An 18,203-nucleotide genomic window follows, 5' to 3' on the forward strand; every position below is an offset into this window, starting at 1 on the left:
AATCGCGTCTCCACAAGTAGTTAGTAGTTGGTTGTTAACAACTATCCACTAACTAATTACTACTCCCAATTTTTAGGAGAACTATCAATGGTAACTGCTACAAATAAACCTACCAAACATCCATTAGCCGAGTATATAGAGCGTTTGGTATTAGGAGGAACATTAGTTCCTAATACTGCCGAAAACGTATTAGAAGTAGTAGGTATTCTTAAAAGTTATGGTGTAGTTTTAGATGCCTACTCAAAAAATCTTATTTATATTGCCGAAAATCAATTTTTAGTATTCTTTCCATTTTTTAAATACTTTAACGGAGAAATTACTTTCCAAAAGTTACTTCGCCATTGGTCACATGACAGAATTAATTATGAATATGCCGAATATTGCCTAAAAGCAATGTTATGGCATGGTGGTGGCGGTTTAGATAAATATTTAGATACAAAAGAATTTCAACAAAGAGCGCAAGCTGTTATTCAAGCCAAATTTAAAAACAATCCCATTGTGATGGGAGTTAATCAACTTTTTCCCGATTTTTTAATTGAGCAGTTGCGCGTTTCTGCCTACTATAGCGGTTTGGGACAATTTTGGAGGGTAATGGCTGATATTTTCCTTGAATTATCAGACCGTTACGATCGAGGTGAAATTAAATCAATTCCCCAAGTTGTAGACCACATTAAAGCAGGTTTGGTGGCAAATGCCAATAAGCCAATTACCTACTCCGTTAAAATTAAAGATAAAGTTTATGACATTATTCCTGCAAGTGTGGGTTTAACATTCCTTGCAGATACAGCAGTTCCTTATGTAGAAGCAGTTTTCTTCCGAGGAACACCTTTTCCTGGTACAGTTTCATTCAACGCTCAAGCCTATCAAGTTCCGCCAGATCAAGCTAGATTTCAGTATGGCGCTTTATATGCCGATCCGTTACCTATTGGCGGTGCCGGTATTCCTCCTACTTTGTTAATGCAGGATATGCGTCATTTTCTCCCAGAGTATTTGCATGAAGTTTATCGTCGCAGCCGTCGGGGAGAAGATGATTTGCGGGTACAAATTTGTATGACGTTCCAAAAGTCAATGTTCTGTGTGACTACCGCCGCGATTGTAGGATTAATGCCCTACCCTGCGGATACTCAAAATCCAGAAGAACAAAGGCTAAATCGAGTCTATTTAGCAAAGTGGATGGATAGACTGCAAACCTCACAGTTGAGAGAGGTTAATAGTTAGTAAATACTCTTTGTGTCTTTGTATTTTTGTGGTGATTTATTTCTGTTTTTTTTAATGTAGAGGCGTGAAGTTTCGCGTCTCTATATTGTTTGAAAATCTCAATAAGCGTAAGGTGGGCACTGTTTACAAGGTAAAAATAAGGGTTTGAGGAAAGTTAGGCAGTGCCCACCCTACAAAAATTGTAATAAAACAACTGGTGCAAGATGTGAATTAAAATAGACTTAAAATTTATAAATTCTAGCTAGCACAAACTACTGAAAGCGATAAAACACATTTTTAAAATTCAACAAAAAGAGGCAAGCTCATCTCATTTTGACGCTTTACCTCTTTCAATTAGTGCTATTTTATTTTTATGAACTGAGCTTCAAACTTGAGAACGATCCGTCAAAATTTCGTAGCCGGTTTCTGTCACCAACACAGTATGCTCGAACTGAGCTGACAAAGCATTATCCACAGTCACAGCAGTCCAGCGATCGGATAAAATTCGAGTGTACTTAGAACCAGCATTTAGAATCGGCTCGATCGCTAGTGTCATTCCGGCACGTAGTTTTACATTTGGCATATCACGGGTGCGGAAGTTGAACACAGAAGGTTCTTCGTGCAGATTGCGCCCGACACCATGCCCAGTAAAGTCTTCCACTACGCTGAAGCGATTAGCTTTAACATGATCTTCAATTGCTCCAGCAATATCCATCAGGTAATTTCCAGCTTTTACCTGTTCAATACCTTTATACAGCGCTTCTTCGGCGACGCGAATCAGTCTAGCAGCTTCTGAGGTAACTTCACCTACAGCAATAGTGATGCAAGAGTCACCATGAAAGCCTTCATAGTAAGCGCCTGTATCTACTTTTAAAACATCGCCAGCCCGGATGACTTTCTTGGGATTGGGAATGCCATGTACAACTTCATTATTGATGCTGGCACAAATAGAACCAGGAAAACCGTGATATCCCTTAAAACTTGGTGTTGCACCCATTTCTCGAATGCGTTTTTCCGCATGAGCATCCAAGTCTGCTGTAGTCATTCCTGGCTGCACCAGTTCAGAAATCTCTTTGAGCACGGTTGCCACTATTTTTGCTGATTGCCGCATAATTTCTATTTCACGCGGCGATTTAATTTCAATGCCTCTGCGCTGCCTTTTAGAGCGATTATCTTGAGCTGGTTGAGAAAGCAGATTACTTAAAATGTTCATGGGAAATTGATTATTGTTTGCGCCTTGCTGCTTAAATGGCAATGTTTTTCTATCTTAAGCGGTAGGCATAAATAGTGGTTCGTTGTTTATTGCTCGAAATAACTAGCAAATAACGAACCTGATAATTATGTTTATTTACGCCCGGTTACTTAATCCAGAAGTAATACATATACTTAAATTAACTTATTTTTCGCTTCATGTTTGATTCGTAGTTTTTTGCTACTGAAAACTAAATGTGATTTTTATTATCAATTTTCAATCTCTTACTGTCCCGAATTGATGGCAATGTCCCCAGTCATACCTGCCTCTGCGTGCCCTGGTATCGGACAACGCAAGCTATATTTTCCTGGCTTAAGTGCTACAAATACCCATTCTGCTTCAGCGCCAGGCTTCAATTCCAGCTCGTGGATGGCTCCTTTAACTTCTACTTTGCCTGCTTCAACTTTTTGTGTCCAAATGTTATCAGCAAAATCTTTGGCAGTGAAATAGTGCTTTTGGGCACTGGGATTTACTAGCCGGAGTGTGTAGCGTTTACCAGCCACAAATTCCAAGTGATTTGGTTCAAACTTCAGTTCGTTAGCTGCGTTACCGAGGCTGACTGTCACTTCTGTTGGTGTTTGTTTCAGTAAATCTCCTGAGTAATTTGCTGCTAATACAGGACTAGTGATAATGAGACTAAAACACAACAGCAATACTACTGTTAGGTACATACACTGTAGTAATTGCAAGGAAACTTTCGCAATGAACCGAATCATAGCCTTTCATCTCAAGAAGTTAATTGCTAATTTTTGTTTGTACCATTAGCGATTAACCATTAGTCATTAACTTTTTTTACCTAATGTTTTTCTTTGCTGTTACAGATGAGCCAGCTGTAACTACAACAATTTTATCTGGATGAAGTAACTCCCTTGCTGCTCGACTGACTTGCTCAAGAGTGACTGCCGCAATTTTACTAGTAAAAGAGCGTAGTTCCTCTTTATCCAGCCCGTATACTTCATTCATCAAAATTCTGGATGACAAATCCTCTGGATTTGCTAAGGAGACATTATAGTTGCCGATCGCATTACGTTTAGCTGTCTCCAATTCCTCTACGCTAACGCCTTGTTGATGAATTTCTGCTATCAATTTGCGGGTGCTGTCGATCGCGCGATTTGTATCTTCTGGAGCTGTTTGCATTTCAATTAAAAACATCCCCAGATTTTTCCCTGCTTGAAAGGAACTGTAAATCCCGTAAGTTAAACCTTGGCGATCGCGTATTTCTGTTCCCAATCTGCTAGAGAGGGTATCGCCACCTAAAATTTGATTTAGTATCAAAGCAGCGTAATACCGGGGATCTTGACGTTTAATTCCCGTATTGCCCAGAACAGTAACCACTTGGGTTTTACCTGGCAGTACTGGATTAACACGTATAATTTTGTCTGGTGTTTTTACCGTTGGATATTGTAATTTTGGGGCTTCACCGCTAACTTGCCAAGTACCAAACTCAGCTGTAATTAGCGATCGCACTTGATCGGGAGCAAAATCTCCTACCAGTGTTAGCACTATCGTATCTGGGCGATAGTGTTTCTCCTTAAAATCAATCACATCTTGACGGCGAATCTGCCGCAAACTCTTTTGAGTGGGAAAAGAGTGCAAGGGATGATTCTGGGGATAAAGAGTTTGTATAAATGTTCTTTGTGCAACTTCTGCCGGATCGTCTAATTCCTGCTTGAGATCCGTTAAAGCCTGGTGACGGGAAAGTTCCAACTCTTTTGCCGGAAAAGTCGCATTCTTGACTACATCTCCTAAAATCTGTAACAAAATCGGTAAGTCTCCTGCCAAGCTTTTACCTTCAATTTCCACACCTTCACGGTAAGTATCAAAGTCTAAGCTCGCGCCACGTTCATCTAAAATGTTGGCAAGTGTATGCACGTCTCTGATTTTGGTGCCATTCATCAAGTTTTCCGCAACAAGAGATGCCAACCCAGCTTTATCTGCTGGATCGAATTCCGCACCAGCTTTGATATTTCCACTCAAGGTGACTGTGGGAGTACTTCGATCCGGCAACAGCAACACTCGCAAATTATTAGGCAATGTGAATTGCTGTGGCAAAGTCGAAGTGACAGGCGTTGTTGTTACATCCACCACTGGAAGATACTTCGCGACTTCACCAGATAACTTAGTTGAGCCGGAAGAGAAGTTTTCGCTAGCTTGCGTGGAAGATGGTTTGGCATTACTATTATTTTCCGCTTGTATTCGGCTCGGTTCAAAAAAGCCGATAGTACGTGCTTTTTGTTGTAGGTATTTATTCGCGACACGTTGCACATCTTGTACAGTCACCTCGCGAATCGCTGCCAAGTAACTATCTGTATAACTGTAATCACCAGTCGTAGTTTCATTGTTCCCTAATAGCATGGCTTGACTGGTAATATCCCGGTTTTCCAAGATGACATTTGCTTCTAGCTGTGCCTGAGCACGATTTAATTCTGCTTTTGTAACTCCTGTTTGAGCTAAATGGGCGATCGCTTTTTGCATCACCGAGTCAATCTTTTTCAAACCGCGATCAGAAGCCGCAGTCACTGATAGTTCGTACCAACCGCCTTCGCGCAAGCTTGTAACATAACCAGTTAAATCAGTAGCTAAACCAGATTCCACTAACGCTTGATAGAGGCGAGAATTCCGCCCTTCCGTCAAAATGTAATCCATCACATCTAGCGCTGGCACATCTGGGTGATTCGCGGCAGGCAAAGGATACACGGTGTATAAAAGTGCGTTTGCTCCCGGTTCTCGCAATACCAGAGAGGAAGACGCGGAGAAATTATCAAACATATTCCCCGTGTCTCCGTGTCTCAGTGTCTCCGTGTCCTCTTGATTCCCCGTGTCTTGTCTATCCTTCTTCTGTATTTTCCCAAATATCTCTTTCACCGCTGTCAAAGTTTTTGCCGTATCGAAATCACCAACAATTACCAAAATGGCATTGTCGGGGCTGTAGAATTCTTGATAGTACTTTTGTAATTGCTGAACTTGAAACTTCTCGACATCGGCTTTGGTTCCACCTATAGGCAAGCCATAAGGATGTTTGGGAAACACTGCTCTCAAGACAGCTTGACTGAGGCGATACTCTGGATCGTTTTCGTAACCTTGCAACTCAGAAATTACTACCCGCTTCTCGTTAGCCAATTGCTCGGCATCAATCAGAGCATTTTCCATTCTGTCTGCTTCTAATTCCAAAAGAGCGTTCAGCTTATCGCGCTCTGCTGTATTGTAATACGCGGTTTGGTCGTAGCTGGTGAAGGCGTTTGAGTCACTACCCAAAGCACTAAACAAGCGCCCAAATTGAATCGGACGATTTTTTGTGCCTTTAAACATCATGTGTTCTAACTGGTGGGCAATACCATTAACCCCTGGTTCTTCGTTGCGCGAACCCACCTTATACCACACCTGCACTGTCACCACTGGCGCGGAATGGACTTCCTTTGTGAGGATAGTAAGACCATTTTCTAATACTGTTTTACGGACTTTGTCTGTCACTAAATTTCTTTGTGTTGTTTTTAAGATATTTTCATTGCGATTATTTACTTTAGTTGATTCCACATTCATTCGACTTGTCGCCGAGCCATTGCTTAGTAGCAAAACCGCAATCAAACAGAGACTAAACACAAAAATTGGTAAACGATATCTATGCAATGCGGTCAAAACACCCATGTATTTGCTGAAAGCATCTACAAATTAGATTACAGATTTTTCTGACTATAGCGTGTTCTTTAGTACTTGAGGCTTTTTTTAACTAATTCTATTTTCTCAAAAAGCTACAAGGTAAGTCTACTAGATATGGCTAGAGGTAATTCTTTACGAGAGGGGACTAAATTTTAATAGCTTTGAATTTTTCAAAAGAATCGCTAAAAAACATGGGTGATCCAGTAGATTGGGCAGAGTCTGCAATTTCTTACGAAACTTTTGTCAGACAAGCCGATGGTATACCGATACCGCAAAGCTCATCGCCAAAAATCATCGCGGCGATGCTGCGCCTTTTAGATGTTCAACCAGGGATGCGAGTTTTGGAGGTTGGCACAGGTTCTGGATACAGTACAGCAATGCTGGCATATTTAGTGGGGAAAACAGGTTATGTCGTTTCTTTAGATATAGACTCAGATTTGGTGGAGCGTGCTACTAGATTATTGACTTCACAAGGTTTTGATATGGTAAAGGTAGTAGCAAAAGATGGTAGAGAAGGTTATTTACCTGCTGCACCTTTCGATCGCTTAATTGTTTGGGCAACAGGAGATGCTTTGTCACCCGCTTGGGTGGAACAAGTAAGAAAAAAGGGTGTGATTGTCGCTCCCATTCGACTTCTGCCACTAGCAAATACTACAGCCATAACTCGTGTCTGGATTGACTGCGATCGCATCCCGAAAGGAGAAAAATTGATTCCTGGAGGTTTTGTTCCCTTAAGCAATCAACCCCGCTACCAATGGCACGGCTATGCTGAAGAAGCGGATTTAGCTGTATTAGAAAATTATCAGCCTGTAGCTTGGGTGAGTTCACAGTGGCTGCGAAGTGAAAAGGCAGCCCAACACAAGCCAAAATTTCTGTACTTGTTACAAACTGCTTGCCGTCAAGATAGCCCTCTTCAAGACAACGAGGATGTGATGGGGCTGCGAGCTTATCTTTTGGCTAATAACCCACATGGGCTGACAACAGCTTCAACCCCAAGTCTTGGGCTTGGTAGTGCGATCGGTATCAGCCAGCCTGATAGTTTAGCACTGCTGTCTGAGTTTGATCACGCCTATGTTAAAGCGGGGACAGATGCTGCTGCAATAACTCTAGCTAGCTGGATTGATAATTGGCGTGCAGTTGGAAAACCTGGTTTTGAACAACTTCGTCTAATTCTTAATAAAATACCTTCTCGTTGGACAGTACAGGCAAAATTACCCTTGTTTGAATGAATTATGAATTAAGTTTTGTTAACATCCGAATGAATTCTAGGGGTAAGCCATCGGCATCGGCAATAAAAGTGACTTCGTAAATGCGATCGCCTATTTGTTGCTGCGTCGGTTCTAAAAGTACCTTGAGCGGTTGTAATTGCTCTGGTTGATTTTGTGCAGCCAAAGCAAAGCGCTCTTTTAAACTTGTTAACCAACTAGGTAAATCAGTCGCGATCGCACTCAGATCGAAAGATAAATGGTAGTAACCTACATAATGTTCGTCGGCAAATGCGTCTGGCGCTGGTTTTGGTTCAGGTATTTGAATGAGTTCAATTCTGCCACCTAGCCCTTCCATCCAACAGGCAAGGGTGTAGCCTGTAGTAAAGCGATCGCAAACAGTGAACCCCAATTGTTCGTAGAAGGCGATCGCTCGATGAATATTAGCAGTGCGAATTGAAGCATGGTGCATAAGAGAAGGGGCTAGAGGCTAGGGGTTAGGGGCTAGTTAAGAGATAGAAACAATAGGCTAGCGATTAAAAATTAAAAATTTCTTTTTTACATATTCTCATGACTTAATTTTTAATCCCTAGTCCCTAGTCCCTAGCCCCTAGCCCCTAGTTCATTCAAACAATCTGAAATAAGGGTAGCGTACTGGTACGCCTGGTTCTTTGTCTAAATCAAAATTAATAACTTCCCAACAAGGTTCTTCTGCGGGATCGGGGCTAAACTCCACTGGTAAACCATACAGGCGGGCAGAACTTCCTTCCGGTTGCCCTCCTCGCCAAGGAGTACTACGCTCTAAGTAGCCACTCATCAATTCCTGATAGCGGCGAGCAATAATTACCCGTGTTGCTCGATAACCTTGTGTATATAACTTGTCTAGAGCTTCGTGTATTTCAAATCTAATACCATCGGGATGAGTATGTTGTCTATACCATTCTCCATTCCACCTGCGCCAATGACGCCCAGACTGTAGATGAATTAACTCTCCGGTTTTGGGATTAGCCTCAAATGCCCCATGACGGGGACATAAATACGTGTCTGTTAGTGTCAGTGCCGGAATTGTCTGTCGGCAGTGGGGACACTGAATTTCGGGGCCAAATATTGGGTACTGCAAGCCTGGATTCATCATGAAGTGCGTACAAGAAGAATGTTGTTGTCTTCATTAGTGACGTTAGTTTTTTTAACACTTCTGCGCCACATGATTAGGGTACCTACTTACTGCTGCCTCAGTGAACTGTCTTGACGCCGTGATATCCTGGTTTTGCAACCAGTTTTCAAGGTTGGATTTCTCCAGTGTTCCTGAGTACCATATTCACAATTCATATTCTATCGTGTCAAACGCTTCCTACTGGTCTTCTGTGGACATTTCTCAAGCTTCCTTCGTCGCCAACAACGCTGTGGTCATAGGATCGGTATGCATAGCGACAGGGGCAAGCATTTGGTATGGAGCAGTAATTAGGGCAGATGTAGAACGCATTGAAATTGGTGAATGTACAAATATCCAAGATGGAGCCATTCTACACGGCGATCCCGGTCAACCGACAATATTGGAAGATCATGTTACAGTCGGGCATCGTGCTGTCGTTCACTCCGCTTACATTGAAAGCGGTAGTTTAATTGGAATTGGCGCAATAATTTTAAATGGAGTACGGGTGGGTGCTGGTAGCATTATTGGTGCTGGCGCAGTGGTAAATAAAGATGTCCCACCTAAATCTTTGGTTGTTGGTGTCCCTGGAAAAGTAGTACGCCAAGTCACAGATGTTGAAGCCGCAGAACTGATTGAACACGCCGAGCGTTACAAAAAGTTAGCGCTCTTTCATGCTGGCAAAGGAACTGATATGGGTTTTGGTGCTCCTCATTGAGGAGAAGGGGACAAGGGGACACGGAGACGCGGGGGCGCTGGGAAGAGGAGAGGGGGAGATAAGGGGACAGGAATAGACAAGAAACCTATTAACCACTAACTACTAACTACTAACCACCAAGTACGGGCGGGTTTAAAAGATAAATTGTCTGTTTCAACCCAAAGATAGTCAGTAAAACCCGCACGGCAGTCGCTACAACGGAGCGGAGCCTCCCTTCGGGCACTCTGCGAGAAGCCGCCTCCGGCGTCTACGCCAGTTCCCCTACCCTGGCGGGAAGCCGCTCCGCGTCTACGTGACGGGAACCGCCAAGACGGGGACTGGACTCACCGCAACGCGCTGCCTCCCCTACGAACCACTAACAAATGACCATTGACCAACTTTGTAAACATTCTTTACATAATCTATTGAGAAAAGTTGCCCACTTGGGCTAAAAATAAAAAATGAGAACAGTTGATAAAACTTTAAGCTCTATTTAACAGAGGGGTTCTAAATATGGACTTAGATATGCGTTTGCTTATTGTCTTAGCGCCGATCGCGATCGCTGCTGGTTGGGCAGTTTTCAATATTGGTGCTGCTGCTTTAAATCAATTGCAAAACTTTTTAAACAGAGAAGCCTAAACTATACTCCGCATCGTTAGTCAGAAACTGACTGTTTCTCTAGATGAGAGGCAGTCGGTTTTATTCTTGATTGCTAATTGTTAATTGCTAATGGTTAGTTGTCCATTACCAGTAGCGATTAGCTATTAACCATTAACCACTTGTGGATATCGACTCCTTACTCAAACCCTTTCAACGCTTTGGCGTCAATCTAGGACTAGAACGCATCCAAAAATTGTTGGCGAATCTTGGTAACCCCCATCACCAAGTTCCAGTCATTCACGTTGCTGGCACTAATGGTAAAGGTTCTGTTTGTGCCTATCTTTCTTCAGTACTCACAGAGGCAGGTTATCGCACAGGACGTTATATCTCTCCCCATTTAGTCGATTGGACGGAACGTATTTGCCTCAACGAACAGCCTATTTCCCCAGAGGAATTTTGCAATTTATTACTGCAAGTGCAAGCTGCCATTGCAAAAGATGGTGAGCCACCAACTCAGTTTGAAGTGATTACGGCAGCAGCCTGGTTATATTTTGCTCAACAAAAAGTTGATATAGCAGTAATAGAAGTTGGACTGGGAGGACGTTTGGATGCTACCAACGTTTGCGATAAACCTCTTATCACTGTCATTACATCCATTAGCCGCGAACATTGGCAGAACCTTGGCCCTACTGTTGCCGATATTGCTAGAGAAAAAGCTGGTATTCTCAAACCAGGATGCCCTGCTGTAGTTGGAAACTTGCCACCAGATGCAGACAAAGTTGTGCGATCGCGTATTTTAGAATTGCACTGCCCTAGCTTTATGCCTCAAAGCGCCCGTCAAATTGCCACGGGATGGGCAGAATATAAATCAATTATAAATCCAAACGTCACTATTAAATATCCCTTACCGCTACAAGGACAAATTCAATTGACTAATTCAGCATTGGCATTGGCGGCATTAGAAATTTTGCAACAAAGGGGTTGGCAGATTTCGGAAAAAGCTATTGTCAACGGCATGGCAAAAACCAAGTGGCCGGGGCGGATGCAGTGGACTAGTTGGAAAAACCATAAATTATTACTTGATGGCGCTCATAACCCAGCCGCAGCCCAAGTTTTACGGGATTATGTAAATACCCTCAATACTCCCGCAGTCACTTGGGTGATGGGAATGCTCTCAACAAAAGACCACACGGATATCTTTAAAGCTTTATTGCAACCTCATGACCAATTGTATTTAGTACCTGTACCAGATCATAGTTCGGCTCATCCTGAAGAATTAGCTGTGCTAGCTCAACAAATTTGCCCTGAATTAAACTTGTGTGTTGTTTATCCAGATTTATTATCAGGGCTAGAGACAGCTTTTAGCTCAACGGATAATCTTGTTGTCTTGTGCGGTTCGCTGTATTTAATTGGGCATTTTTTAGAAACTAAGTAAAAAAGAACCCCGACTTCTCAAAGAAGTCAGGGTTCTGTGTTCATTAACTATTAACTAGCTCCTTGTGTTGTTCCACTCCTGTGCTGCATCTTCTACAGCTTTATCAACTGTCTTCTCATCCAACATAGCTGCTTGCAAATTCTCATAAATTGCCTTTTGTAGGAGATTGAAATTCTTCAATTTAGGAGTTAAAACTTCTGCCTGTTGTAGTTGACTAGCGCTAATTGCACGCGCTTTATCTATAGTTGGGGCATTTGCTGGTACATTTTTAAAGTAACTATCAGATAATGCCTTAACTGTAGATGGCAGAACATTCGCTTGTTTAGCAAAAGCTAGCTGGTTTTCATCATTAGTAACAAATAGGGCAAATTTAACAGCAGCATCAGGTTGTTTGGTGTCGCGGGGAATAACTATATTCATGACAGCCACATTTTTTTTGCCAGTATCGCCAGTAATTTGAGGTGCAATATCAGAATATTTAGCGATCGCCGGTGCGTTTTTGCTAATCTGTTTTAAAAATTCAGGCCCCGAAGCTAATAAAGCTGTTTCTCCAGCCTGATAAAGTTCGATAGCATGACGGTGTCCCTGCGTTAATACCTCTTTAGGAAGCAGTCCTTTTTTATAAAGATCTACCCAATACTGAAATGCTGCTTTGCCTTGAGGAGAGTTAAAAGCTGCTTTACCTTCGGCATCTACTAAGTTTACTCCCATCTGCACAAAAGATTCTAAAACTTCTCCGGAATCCTGCGGAACGAAAGTAACAAAAAAGGCATACTTACCAGTTTTATCTTTAATTTGTTGAGCTATTTTTGCTAATTCAGTGTAAGTACCGGGTACTTTATTTATACCTGCCTGTTTTAATAAATCAGTGTTATAAATAGTTAGCCGTGTGGTGAGATACCAGGGTATCCCAAAACTCTTGCCATTGAGCGTACTAGCTTTCCATATATTGGGCAGATAGGAGGAACGGACGTTATTTGGAACTTTTGTATCCAAATCTAACCAAGCATTTCGACCCGCTAATTGGGATGCGAAATCTGGATTTAGGTTAACAACATCAGGTGGCGTTTTTGCGGAGACAGCTGTTAAAATTTTGTTTTGCATTTCCGCCCATGGTATATCTACCCAGTTGACTTTTATACCTGGGTTTTGTGATTCAAAATTTGCAATCAGGCTTTGGAAGTAGTCGGTGAATTGAGGTTTGAGTTGCATAGTCCAAAACTCAACTTTTGCCGCTCCTGAAGATGCCTGTTTTGTGCTTGTGCTGACGTTACCTGCGTTGCAACTAACAATCCAAGTTGTCAATAAACCGAGTAGCGCCCAAATAGTTAATTGTTTGAATTTCCGAATTTGAATCATTTTGTTTGTAGTGTTTGAATTCAACCAAGGAGAAAAGATAATGCAGAATTTTCGAGATTATAAGGTCATTAGTCATTGATTCTTCACCAATGACCAGGGACAAATGACCAAGGACAAAATAGCTTAACATTTAAATTTTTCAATTTAGCATTCATGCGGGCAAAACTGTGGTTAAAAGCTTCACGAGTCTGTTTGGCAAATCTAATAAAGGAGTTGGCATCGAACTTGCACCACAATGCGTGAATGTAGCCCGTTTACGCAAGCAACGCCAAGGTCTGAAACTAGACGCTTTAACATCTGTGTCAGTTCCAGAAGGTGTTTTTATCGATGGTCAAATTGCCGATCCTCCAGCAATGGCACAAATTATTCAGCAGGCACTCTCAGAAAGTAAAATCAACGCTTCTAGAGTTGCGACTTCTGTGACGGGACGAGATTCAGTTGTGCGTCTAATACCCGTCCCAGCAGAATTAGATGATAAAGAACTACGGGAGATGGTACTAAACCATGAGGCAGGTTTGTATTTGCCTTATCCCCGTGAAGAAGCTGATGTAGATTATCAGAAACTTGGGTACTTCGTAGATGAGGATGGCATCGAAAAGGTACAGGTACTTCTTGTTGCTACTCGCAAGGAAATCACTGATACCTATATAAGAACATTTGAACAGGCAGGATTGCAAATCGATGTATTAGAGATTAACAGTTTTGCGCTGATTCGCACAATTCGCGATCAATTGCGGCAATTTGGGCCGCAAGAAGCAGCAGTGCTTGTCGATATAGAATTTGACAGCACAGAAATTGCCATTGTTGTAAATGGAGTACCGCAATTTTCGCGGACAGTGCCGCTTGGAACTTATCAAATGCAAATGGCACTCGCGAAGGCAATGAGTGTACCTGCATCACGAGATATGGAGTTGTTGCGGGGAATAACCATTCCTTTAACTCCACAAGATGCAGGGAAAACAGGTGTCACCGAGGCGAATCCTGGGTTAGCAGCAATGATGCGGGTGTTAGGAGAACTCACAGACGAACTGCGCCGTTCCATCGATTTTTATCTCAATCAAAGTGAAAACTTGGAAGTTGCGCAGATTTTTTTGGCAGGAGCAGGAGGTGGGCTAGCACAGTTGGATGAATTTTTTACACAGCGATTGAGCTTACCAACCTCTCAAATAGATCCCGTCGGTGCTTTGTCATTACAAATTGATGAAGAAAAATACCCCCCAGTGCAACGCCCTGGGTTAGGAATAGTGCTTGGACTTGGAATGCGGGAGGTGTAGCAGAATGTACAGTTTAGAAATTAATTTTCTCAAAGACCGTCCAGCTTTCCAGAAAAAGATTGAAAAAAAGGCAAAAGTAGCAATCCCTGCCGGGAATTTCACTCCTGTATATATAGGAGTTGGACTTGGTTTGGTTTTCCCGCTGTTGGTGGGAGTTGGTTGGTGGTTCTTGCAAGCGAAAAATGCTGATTTAGAGCAGCAGATAGCACAGTTAGAACAGGAAAATAAGAACTTAGAGGTACAAATAGGAAGCATTAACAAAATCAAGGAAGAAACCAACAGAATTAAGGAGCAAACTCAATCTTTGGTTTCCGTATTCGATCAGATTCGTCCTTGGTCAGCAATGTTGCAAGAATTACGCGATCGCATTCCAGCAACCGTCCAAATACAGAATGTCAGGCAAATGCCACCCGTTGCCGCTAAAGAAGGAGAGCCACAACCAAACCCTGCTGGAGGAATAGAAATTAACGGAGAGGCTCGCTCTTTTAATGATGTCAACGATTTCTTGCTTGTTTTGCAACAATCTCCTTTCTTTAAACCCAGTGAAGCAAAAATTGTTTCTGCTGAACTAGTAGAAACACCAGTACTAAATTCTGAGGGAAAGAGTGTACCTAACAAAACAATCTCAATGGTCAAATACACTATTCAATCCGCGATGAGTGATGTTCCAGCTTCCGAACTCATTCGGGAATTAGAGCAAAAAGGCACAGTGGGATTAGTAACGCGCATTCGCAATCTGCAAAAAACAGGAGTCATTCAAAAATGACGCTGAGTGAAGATTTGAATTTTATTGACGCCGGAGAGCTAGACGAAGGGGCATCAGGTTTCCCCGTTGTTTTTGGCATTACCTTTACACCCAAAATTATTGGCATTTTAGTGGGAGTATTGGGAATTGCTGGAGCACTTTTTATGGTGATGAATTTGGTGATGCCAGCTTGGGAATCCTTTCAACAGCAGCAATCAAAGCAAAACGATCTGCAAGGGCAAGTAGAGCAAAAGAAATCTACCATCAAACAGATGGACAAAGTCAAACAGGAGCAAAACGAGGCAAAACAGCAGCAGATCCAATTATTATCATTATTTGCTGATGAAAAAACATTGGATACATTACTGATTGATTTGAATCGTTTGATTGAGGCTGGTAATGGGAAACTTGCTTTCAATGCTGTCAGAGCCAAACTCAGGAAATTTACCCCAGCTCCTAATAAACCCGAACCAATCACCGATAGTTCTCTAGGGCCAGGAGTTAACGGCAAATTGAAGCGTAGTAGCATCACTATCGATATCGTTGGTACCTATGAACAAACGCAATCAATTCTTCGCAACATAGAGCGTTTACAGCCTTTGCTCATAGTTAAAGACTATCAATCTAGCCTGGCTCCAGAACCTGCTCCCGAAAAAGGCAAACCATTAAGTAGAATTGGCCCGGCACCGATTTCTACATCTTTCCAATTGCAAGCATTGATGCCACTTAACCCAGACGAAGTTGCCGCCGCCGCTAAAGCAGCTGCCAAAAAGTAATGGAAAGTAAAAGAAGGGAGATGGCAGAAGGGAAGACAAGGATTTTGATCCCAAAGTGTTAATTACATAGACTTTCAGGGAACTATACAAGTAACAAACTGCGCTCTAACTTACGTACAAATAACTAGGAAATAGATCCTGTTTCTACTGAATGAATAATTCGGTAATGATTCAAACCTGTTTTCACAGGGATAAGCTTCTTAGTCGGAAATTTATTTCCAGGCTAGATAGTACAAACATTTGAAAAATTGTCTAAAAATTTGGTGTTTTGTGAGGAATGAACTGTGAAACAGCTTCACGGTAACGGATTAATATTAGGTGCTACTGCAATAGTTTTTTTAGCCGCTCATCCGGTTAAGGCACAAATTGCTCAAGTTACAAATGTACAACTAAAACCAGTTAATGGTGGAATCAATGTTGTTTTAACAACTTCTGCCAGTTCCCGCCCCCAAATTTTTACTACAAAAAGGGGCAATTCTTTAGTCGCAGATATTATTAATTCTCAACTGCGTTTACCAAAAGGTAATAACTTTCGCCAAGAAAATCCTGCTCCAGGAATTACGTCGGTTGAAATGAACCAGCTAGATACCAATAGTATCAGACTGATAATAACCGGAACTAACGGCATCCCTAGCACTCAACCTGTAAAGCGAGGAACAAACGGAGTTACTCTCGGCTTTACACCACCAGAAGGAACTACTGCCTCAACATCTCCTCAAATGCCTGCTGCTAACCCTGCTCCAGGGCAAGCACAAGGCACTGCACGGCAGTCGCCACAAGTAGGGGAACCCGCCCATGGCGCTGCCTCCCCTACTTCCCCTACTCCAATGGTGCCCAATCCGCAAGTCAGTATTGATAGTACAACTGCCCAACCAGCACAACCTGGACAACCGCCCGTTCCAGCTCCGCCTTTCTTGCCAAGAGCTGTAGCTCCGCCAGTTGGAGATATTGCGATCTCAAATATGGACGCCTCCCCAAGTGTTGTTGATTTGGGAACACAAGAACGCGTACCTCGGCTTGTATTGCGGGATGCTCCTGTACGGGAGGTTTTATCACTGCTTGCCCGTGCTGCTGGTTTGAACCTGGCTTATGCAGCATCAGCACCATCTACAGGAGGACAACAAGGGGCAGCTAGCGCAGGTGAAGGGCCAACCATTTCCATAGATATAGAAAACGAGCCAGTGCAAGATGTGTTTAACTATGTTTTGCGCTTAAGTGGTTTGGAGGCTAACCGCAATGGTCGCACAGTTTTTGTAGGAACGAACCTACCAAATGCCAGCCGTGATTTGATCATGCGGAATCTACGTCTTAATCAAATTAAGGTGGACACTGCTTTGAGCTTTCTGGTGTCCTTGGGAGCAGAAAGTGCTATTACACGGGAACGATTAGTTACCAGTGTCAATGCTGTGCCTGTAGGTGGTGCAGCAAATAGTGCAGTTACCCAAACTCAGACAACTACAGAACTCAAAGTAGAAACTCTGCGTACAGATTTTAAAGATGTAGTACCTTTACTACGAGGTCTACAGGCATCAGGAGACCAACGCACCAATTCTCTTACCTTAGTAGGGCCTGCTAGGTTAATTGATATTGCGATCGCTCAACTAACTCAGCTTGATATCCGCCGTCGGCAAGTGGCAATTAACGTCAAGATTATTGATGTCAACCTCTTGAATACCAAAGATTTCAACACTAGTTTTTCCTTTGGTGTTGACAAAAATTTCTTTGTTAATGATGGTGGTGCAGCAGCTCTCAACTTTGGTGGTTCTAGACCACCTACTGCTACTGAGGCAGCAAGCAGTGTGACTAGTACACCAGTAATCAAAAATCCAATCACAGGAGAGCCTTTCTTAGACCCCAATGGTACATTTACTGTGCCAAATGGAGGTTCAGGAGTGAGAGTTATACGAGATGGTCAAGTCGTACAGAATATTCCAGGTGATGCAACTTTCCTCAATCCTATTTCTCCTACAAGCACTAGTCCAACTACTCCCGGTCTGACAGATTTTACACCGGGAACACCAGATGTTGTGACTATTACTACCGATCCTGTAACTGGACGACAAACTGCCTCTTTTGCAGAAGGCGCTCGTGCAACATCTGAATTCGGTTTACCGACACTATTTCAATTCCCCAAACGTTTCCTTGCGAGTTTGCAAGCTCAAGTCACTAGTGGTAATGCCAAAATTTTGACAGATCCGACTTTGACAGTGCAAGAAGGGGAAGAAGCTCAAGTGCAGTTGACAGCAGAAGTGTATGGGGGTATTGAAACAGTAACAGCAAATGCAGGTATTTTAAGGAAGCCAATTATCAAGGACGCAGGTTTAACTCTTGCAGTTAAAGTTGATAAGGTTGATGATAATGGTTTTGTCTCTTTGTCTGTTGCTCCTACTGTGTCTGCACCTAATGGTACAACGCCAAGTCCTGATGGTGTGATTACTCTGCTGGCACAAAGAAGTCTTAGATCAGGGTTAATTCGTCTGCGCGATGGTCAGACACTAATTCTGAGCGGTATTATTCAGGAATCAGATCGTGTTAGTGTCTCCAAGGTTCCTATCTTAGGTGATATTCCCCTCTTGGGTTCGCTATTTAGAAAAACAAACAAAGTCAATCAGCGCCAAGAAGTGATTGTTTTGCTCACACCTCAAGTCATGGATGATTCGGAGCGCTCCTCCTATGGCTATAATTACACTCCGAGTCCAGATGTAAGGCAAATGCTAGAGCGTCGAGGGTTGCAGGTTCCTAGACGGTGAGGTAAAACTGCGTTCAAATTTTTATTATTATGTGTCACTATCGGGACAGGAATGCCACCTGTCCTTTAATGTTTTGGGGAATATTCTTTGACCCACTCGTAGGCAC

The 18,203-nt window shown here is 42.6% G+C and carries 15 protein-coding genes; 9 read left to right on the forward strand and 6 right to left on the reverse strand.

Annotation, left to right across the window (positions count from 1 at the left end):
* Window positions 1–87: 87 nt before the first annotated feature.
* Entirely contained in the window at window positions 88–1,218 is a 1,131-nt protein-coding gene (locus UYC_RS0127400) for a CO2 hydration protein (RefSeq protein ID WP_016874092.1), read from the forward strand.
* Window positions 1,219–1,582: 364 nt separating this feature from the next.
* Here the strand turns inward: UYC_RS0127400 and map are convergent, their stop codons facing one another.
* From map to UYC_RS0127415, 3 genes are all read right to left on the reverse strand, one after another.
* Window positions 1,583–2,410, reverse strand: coding sequence for a type I methionyl aminopeptidase (gene map, locus UYC_RS0127405; protein ID WP_016874091.1), 828 nt, complete (start codon window positions 2,408–2,410; stop codon window positions 1,583–1,585).
* Window positions 2,411–2,673: 263 nt separating this feature from the next.
* Window positions 2,674–3,165, reverse strand: coding sequence for a cupredoxin domain-containing protein (locus UYC_RS0127410; RefSeq protein ID WP_016874090.1), 492 nt, complete (start codon window positions 3,163–3,165; stop codon window positions 2,674–2,676).
* A gap of 76 nt (window positions 3,166–3,241) precedes the next feature.
* Window positions 3,242–6,094 (reverse strand): M16 family metallopeptidase, encoded by a 2,853-nt coding sequence (locus tag UYC_RS0127415; protein ID WP_016874089.1) that lies wholly within the window; start codon window positions 6,092–6,094, stop codon window positions 3,242–3,244.
* A 203-nt stretch (window positions 6,095–6,297) separates the two neighbouring features.
* On the opposite strand from UYC_RS0127415, the gene UYC_RS0127420 reads away from it, so the two are divergent.
* Window positions 6,298–7,335, forward strand: coding sequence for a protein-L-isoaspartate O-methyltransferase family protein (locus UYC_RS0127420; protein WP_016874088.1), 1,038 nt, complete (start codon window positions 6,298–6,300; stop codon window positions 7,333–7,335).
* A 1-nt stretch (window position 7,336) separates the two neighbouring features.
* Here the strand turns inward: UYC_RS0127420 and UYC_RS0127425 are convergent, their stop codons facing one another.
* A complete protein-coding gene (locus UYC_RS0127425) occupies window positions 7,337–7,783 on the reverse strand; it encodes a VOC family protein (RefSeq protein WP_016874087.1) in 447 nt (148 codons plus the stop codon).
* Window positions 7,784–7,933: 150 nt separating this feature from the next.
* Window positions 7,934–8,443, reverse strand: coding sequence for a TIGR02652 family protein (locus tag UYC_RS0127430; protein ID WP_016874086.1), 510 nt, complete (start codon window positions 8,441–8,443; stop codon window positions 7,934–7,936).
* A gap of 205 nt (window positions 8,444–8,648) precedes the next feature.
* On the opposite strand from UYC_RS0127430, the gene UYC_RS0127435 reads away from it, so the two are divergent.
* From UYC_RS0127435 to UYC_RS0127445, 3 genes are all read left to right on the forward strand, one after another.
* Window positions 8,649–9,179: a gamma carbonic anhydrase family protein gene (locus UYC_RS0127435; RefSeq protein ID WP_026087419.1), complete on the forward strand. Its 531-nt coding sequence runs from the start codon at window positions 8,649–8,651 to the stop codon at window positions 9,177–9,179.
* A 492-nt stretch (window positions 9,180–9,671) separates the two neighbouring features.
* Window positions 9,672–9,797 (forward strand): photosystem II protein Y, encoded by a 126-nt coding sequence (locus tag UYC_RS0127440; protein ID WP_016874084.1) that lies wholly within the window; start codon window positions 9,672–9,674, stop codon window positions 9,795–9,797.
* A gap of 142 nt (window positions 9,798–9,939) precedes the next feature.
* On the forward strand, window positions 9,940–11,193 hold the full coding sequence (locus UYC_RS0127445) for a bifunctional folylpolyglutamate synthase/dihydrofolate synthase (protein ID WP_016874083.1): 1,254 nt from the start codon (window positions 9,940–9,942) through the stop codon (window positions 11,191–11,193).
* A gap of 54 nt (window positions 11,194–11,247) precedes the next feature.
* On the opposite strand, the gene UYC_RS0127450 is transcribed toward UYC_RS0127445, so the two are convergent.
* Window positions 11,248–12,552, reverse strand: coding sequence for an ABC transporter substrate-binding protein (locus tag UYC_RS0127450; RefSeq protein WP_016874082.1), 1,305 nt, complete (start codon window positions 12,550–12,552; stop codon window positions 11,248–11,250).
* Window positions 12,553–12,719: 167 nt separating this feature from the next.
* On the opposite strand from UYC_RS0127450, the gene pilM reads away from it, so the two are divergent.
* The 4 genes from pilM (at window position 12,720) to UYC_RS0127470 (ending at window position 18,097) form a co-directional block, all read left to right on the forward strand.
* Complete coding sequence (gene pilM, locus UYC_RS0127455; RefSeq protein ID WP_016874081.1) at window positions 12,720–13,826, forward strand: type IV pilus assembly protein PilM; 1,107 nt, start codon at window positions 12,720–12,722, stop codon at window positions 13,824–13,826.
* A 4-nt stretch (window positions 13,827–13,830) separates the two neighbouring features.
* Window positions 13,831–14,592 (forward strand): PilN domain-containing protein, encoded by a 762-nt coding sequence (locus tag UYC_RS0127460; RefSeq protein WP_016874080.1) that lies wholly within the window; start codon window positions 13,831–13,833, stop codon window positions 14,590–14,592.
* Window positions 14,589–15,347, forward strand: coding sequence for a hypothetical protein (locus UYC_RS0127465; protein ID WP_016874079.1), 759 nt, complete (start codon window positions 14,589–14,591; stop codon window positions 15,345–15,347). Before UYC_RS0127460 ends, UYC_RS0127465 begins: the two co-directional genes overlap by 4 nt.
* Window positions 15,348–15,631: 284 nt before the next feature.
* Window positions 15,632–18,097 carry a type IV pilus secretin family protein gene (locus UYC_RS0127470; protein ID WP_016874078.1) on the forward strand — a complete coding sequence of 822 codons (2,466 nt, stop codon included), beginning with the start codon at window positions 15,632–15,634 and terminating at the stop codon, window positions 18,095–18,097.
* Window positions 18,098–18,203: the final 106 nt, after the last annotated feature.

The sequence above is a fragment of the Chlorogloeopsis fritschii PCC 6912 genome (assembly GCF_000317285.1).
Taxonomy (GTDB): domain Bacteria; phylum Cyanobacteriota; class Cyanobacteriia; order Cyanobacteriales; family Nostocaceae; genus Chlorogloeopsis; species Chlorogloeopsis fritschii.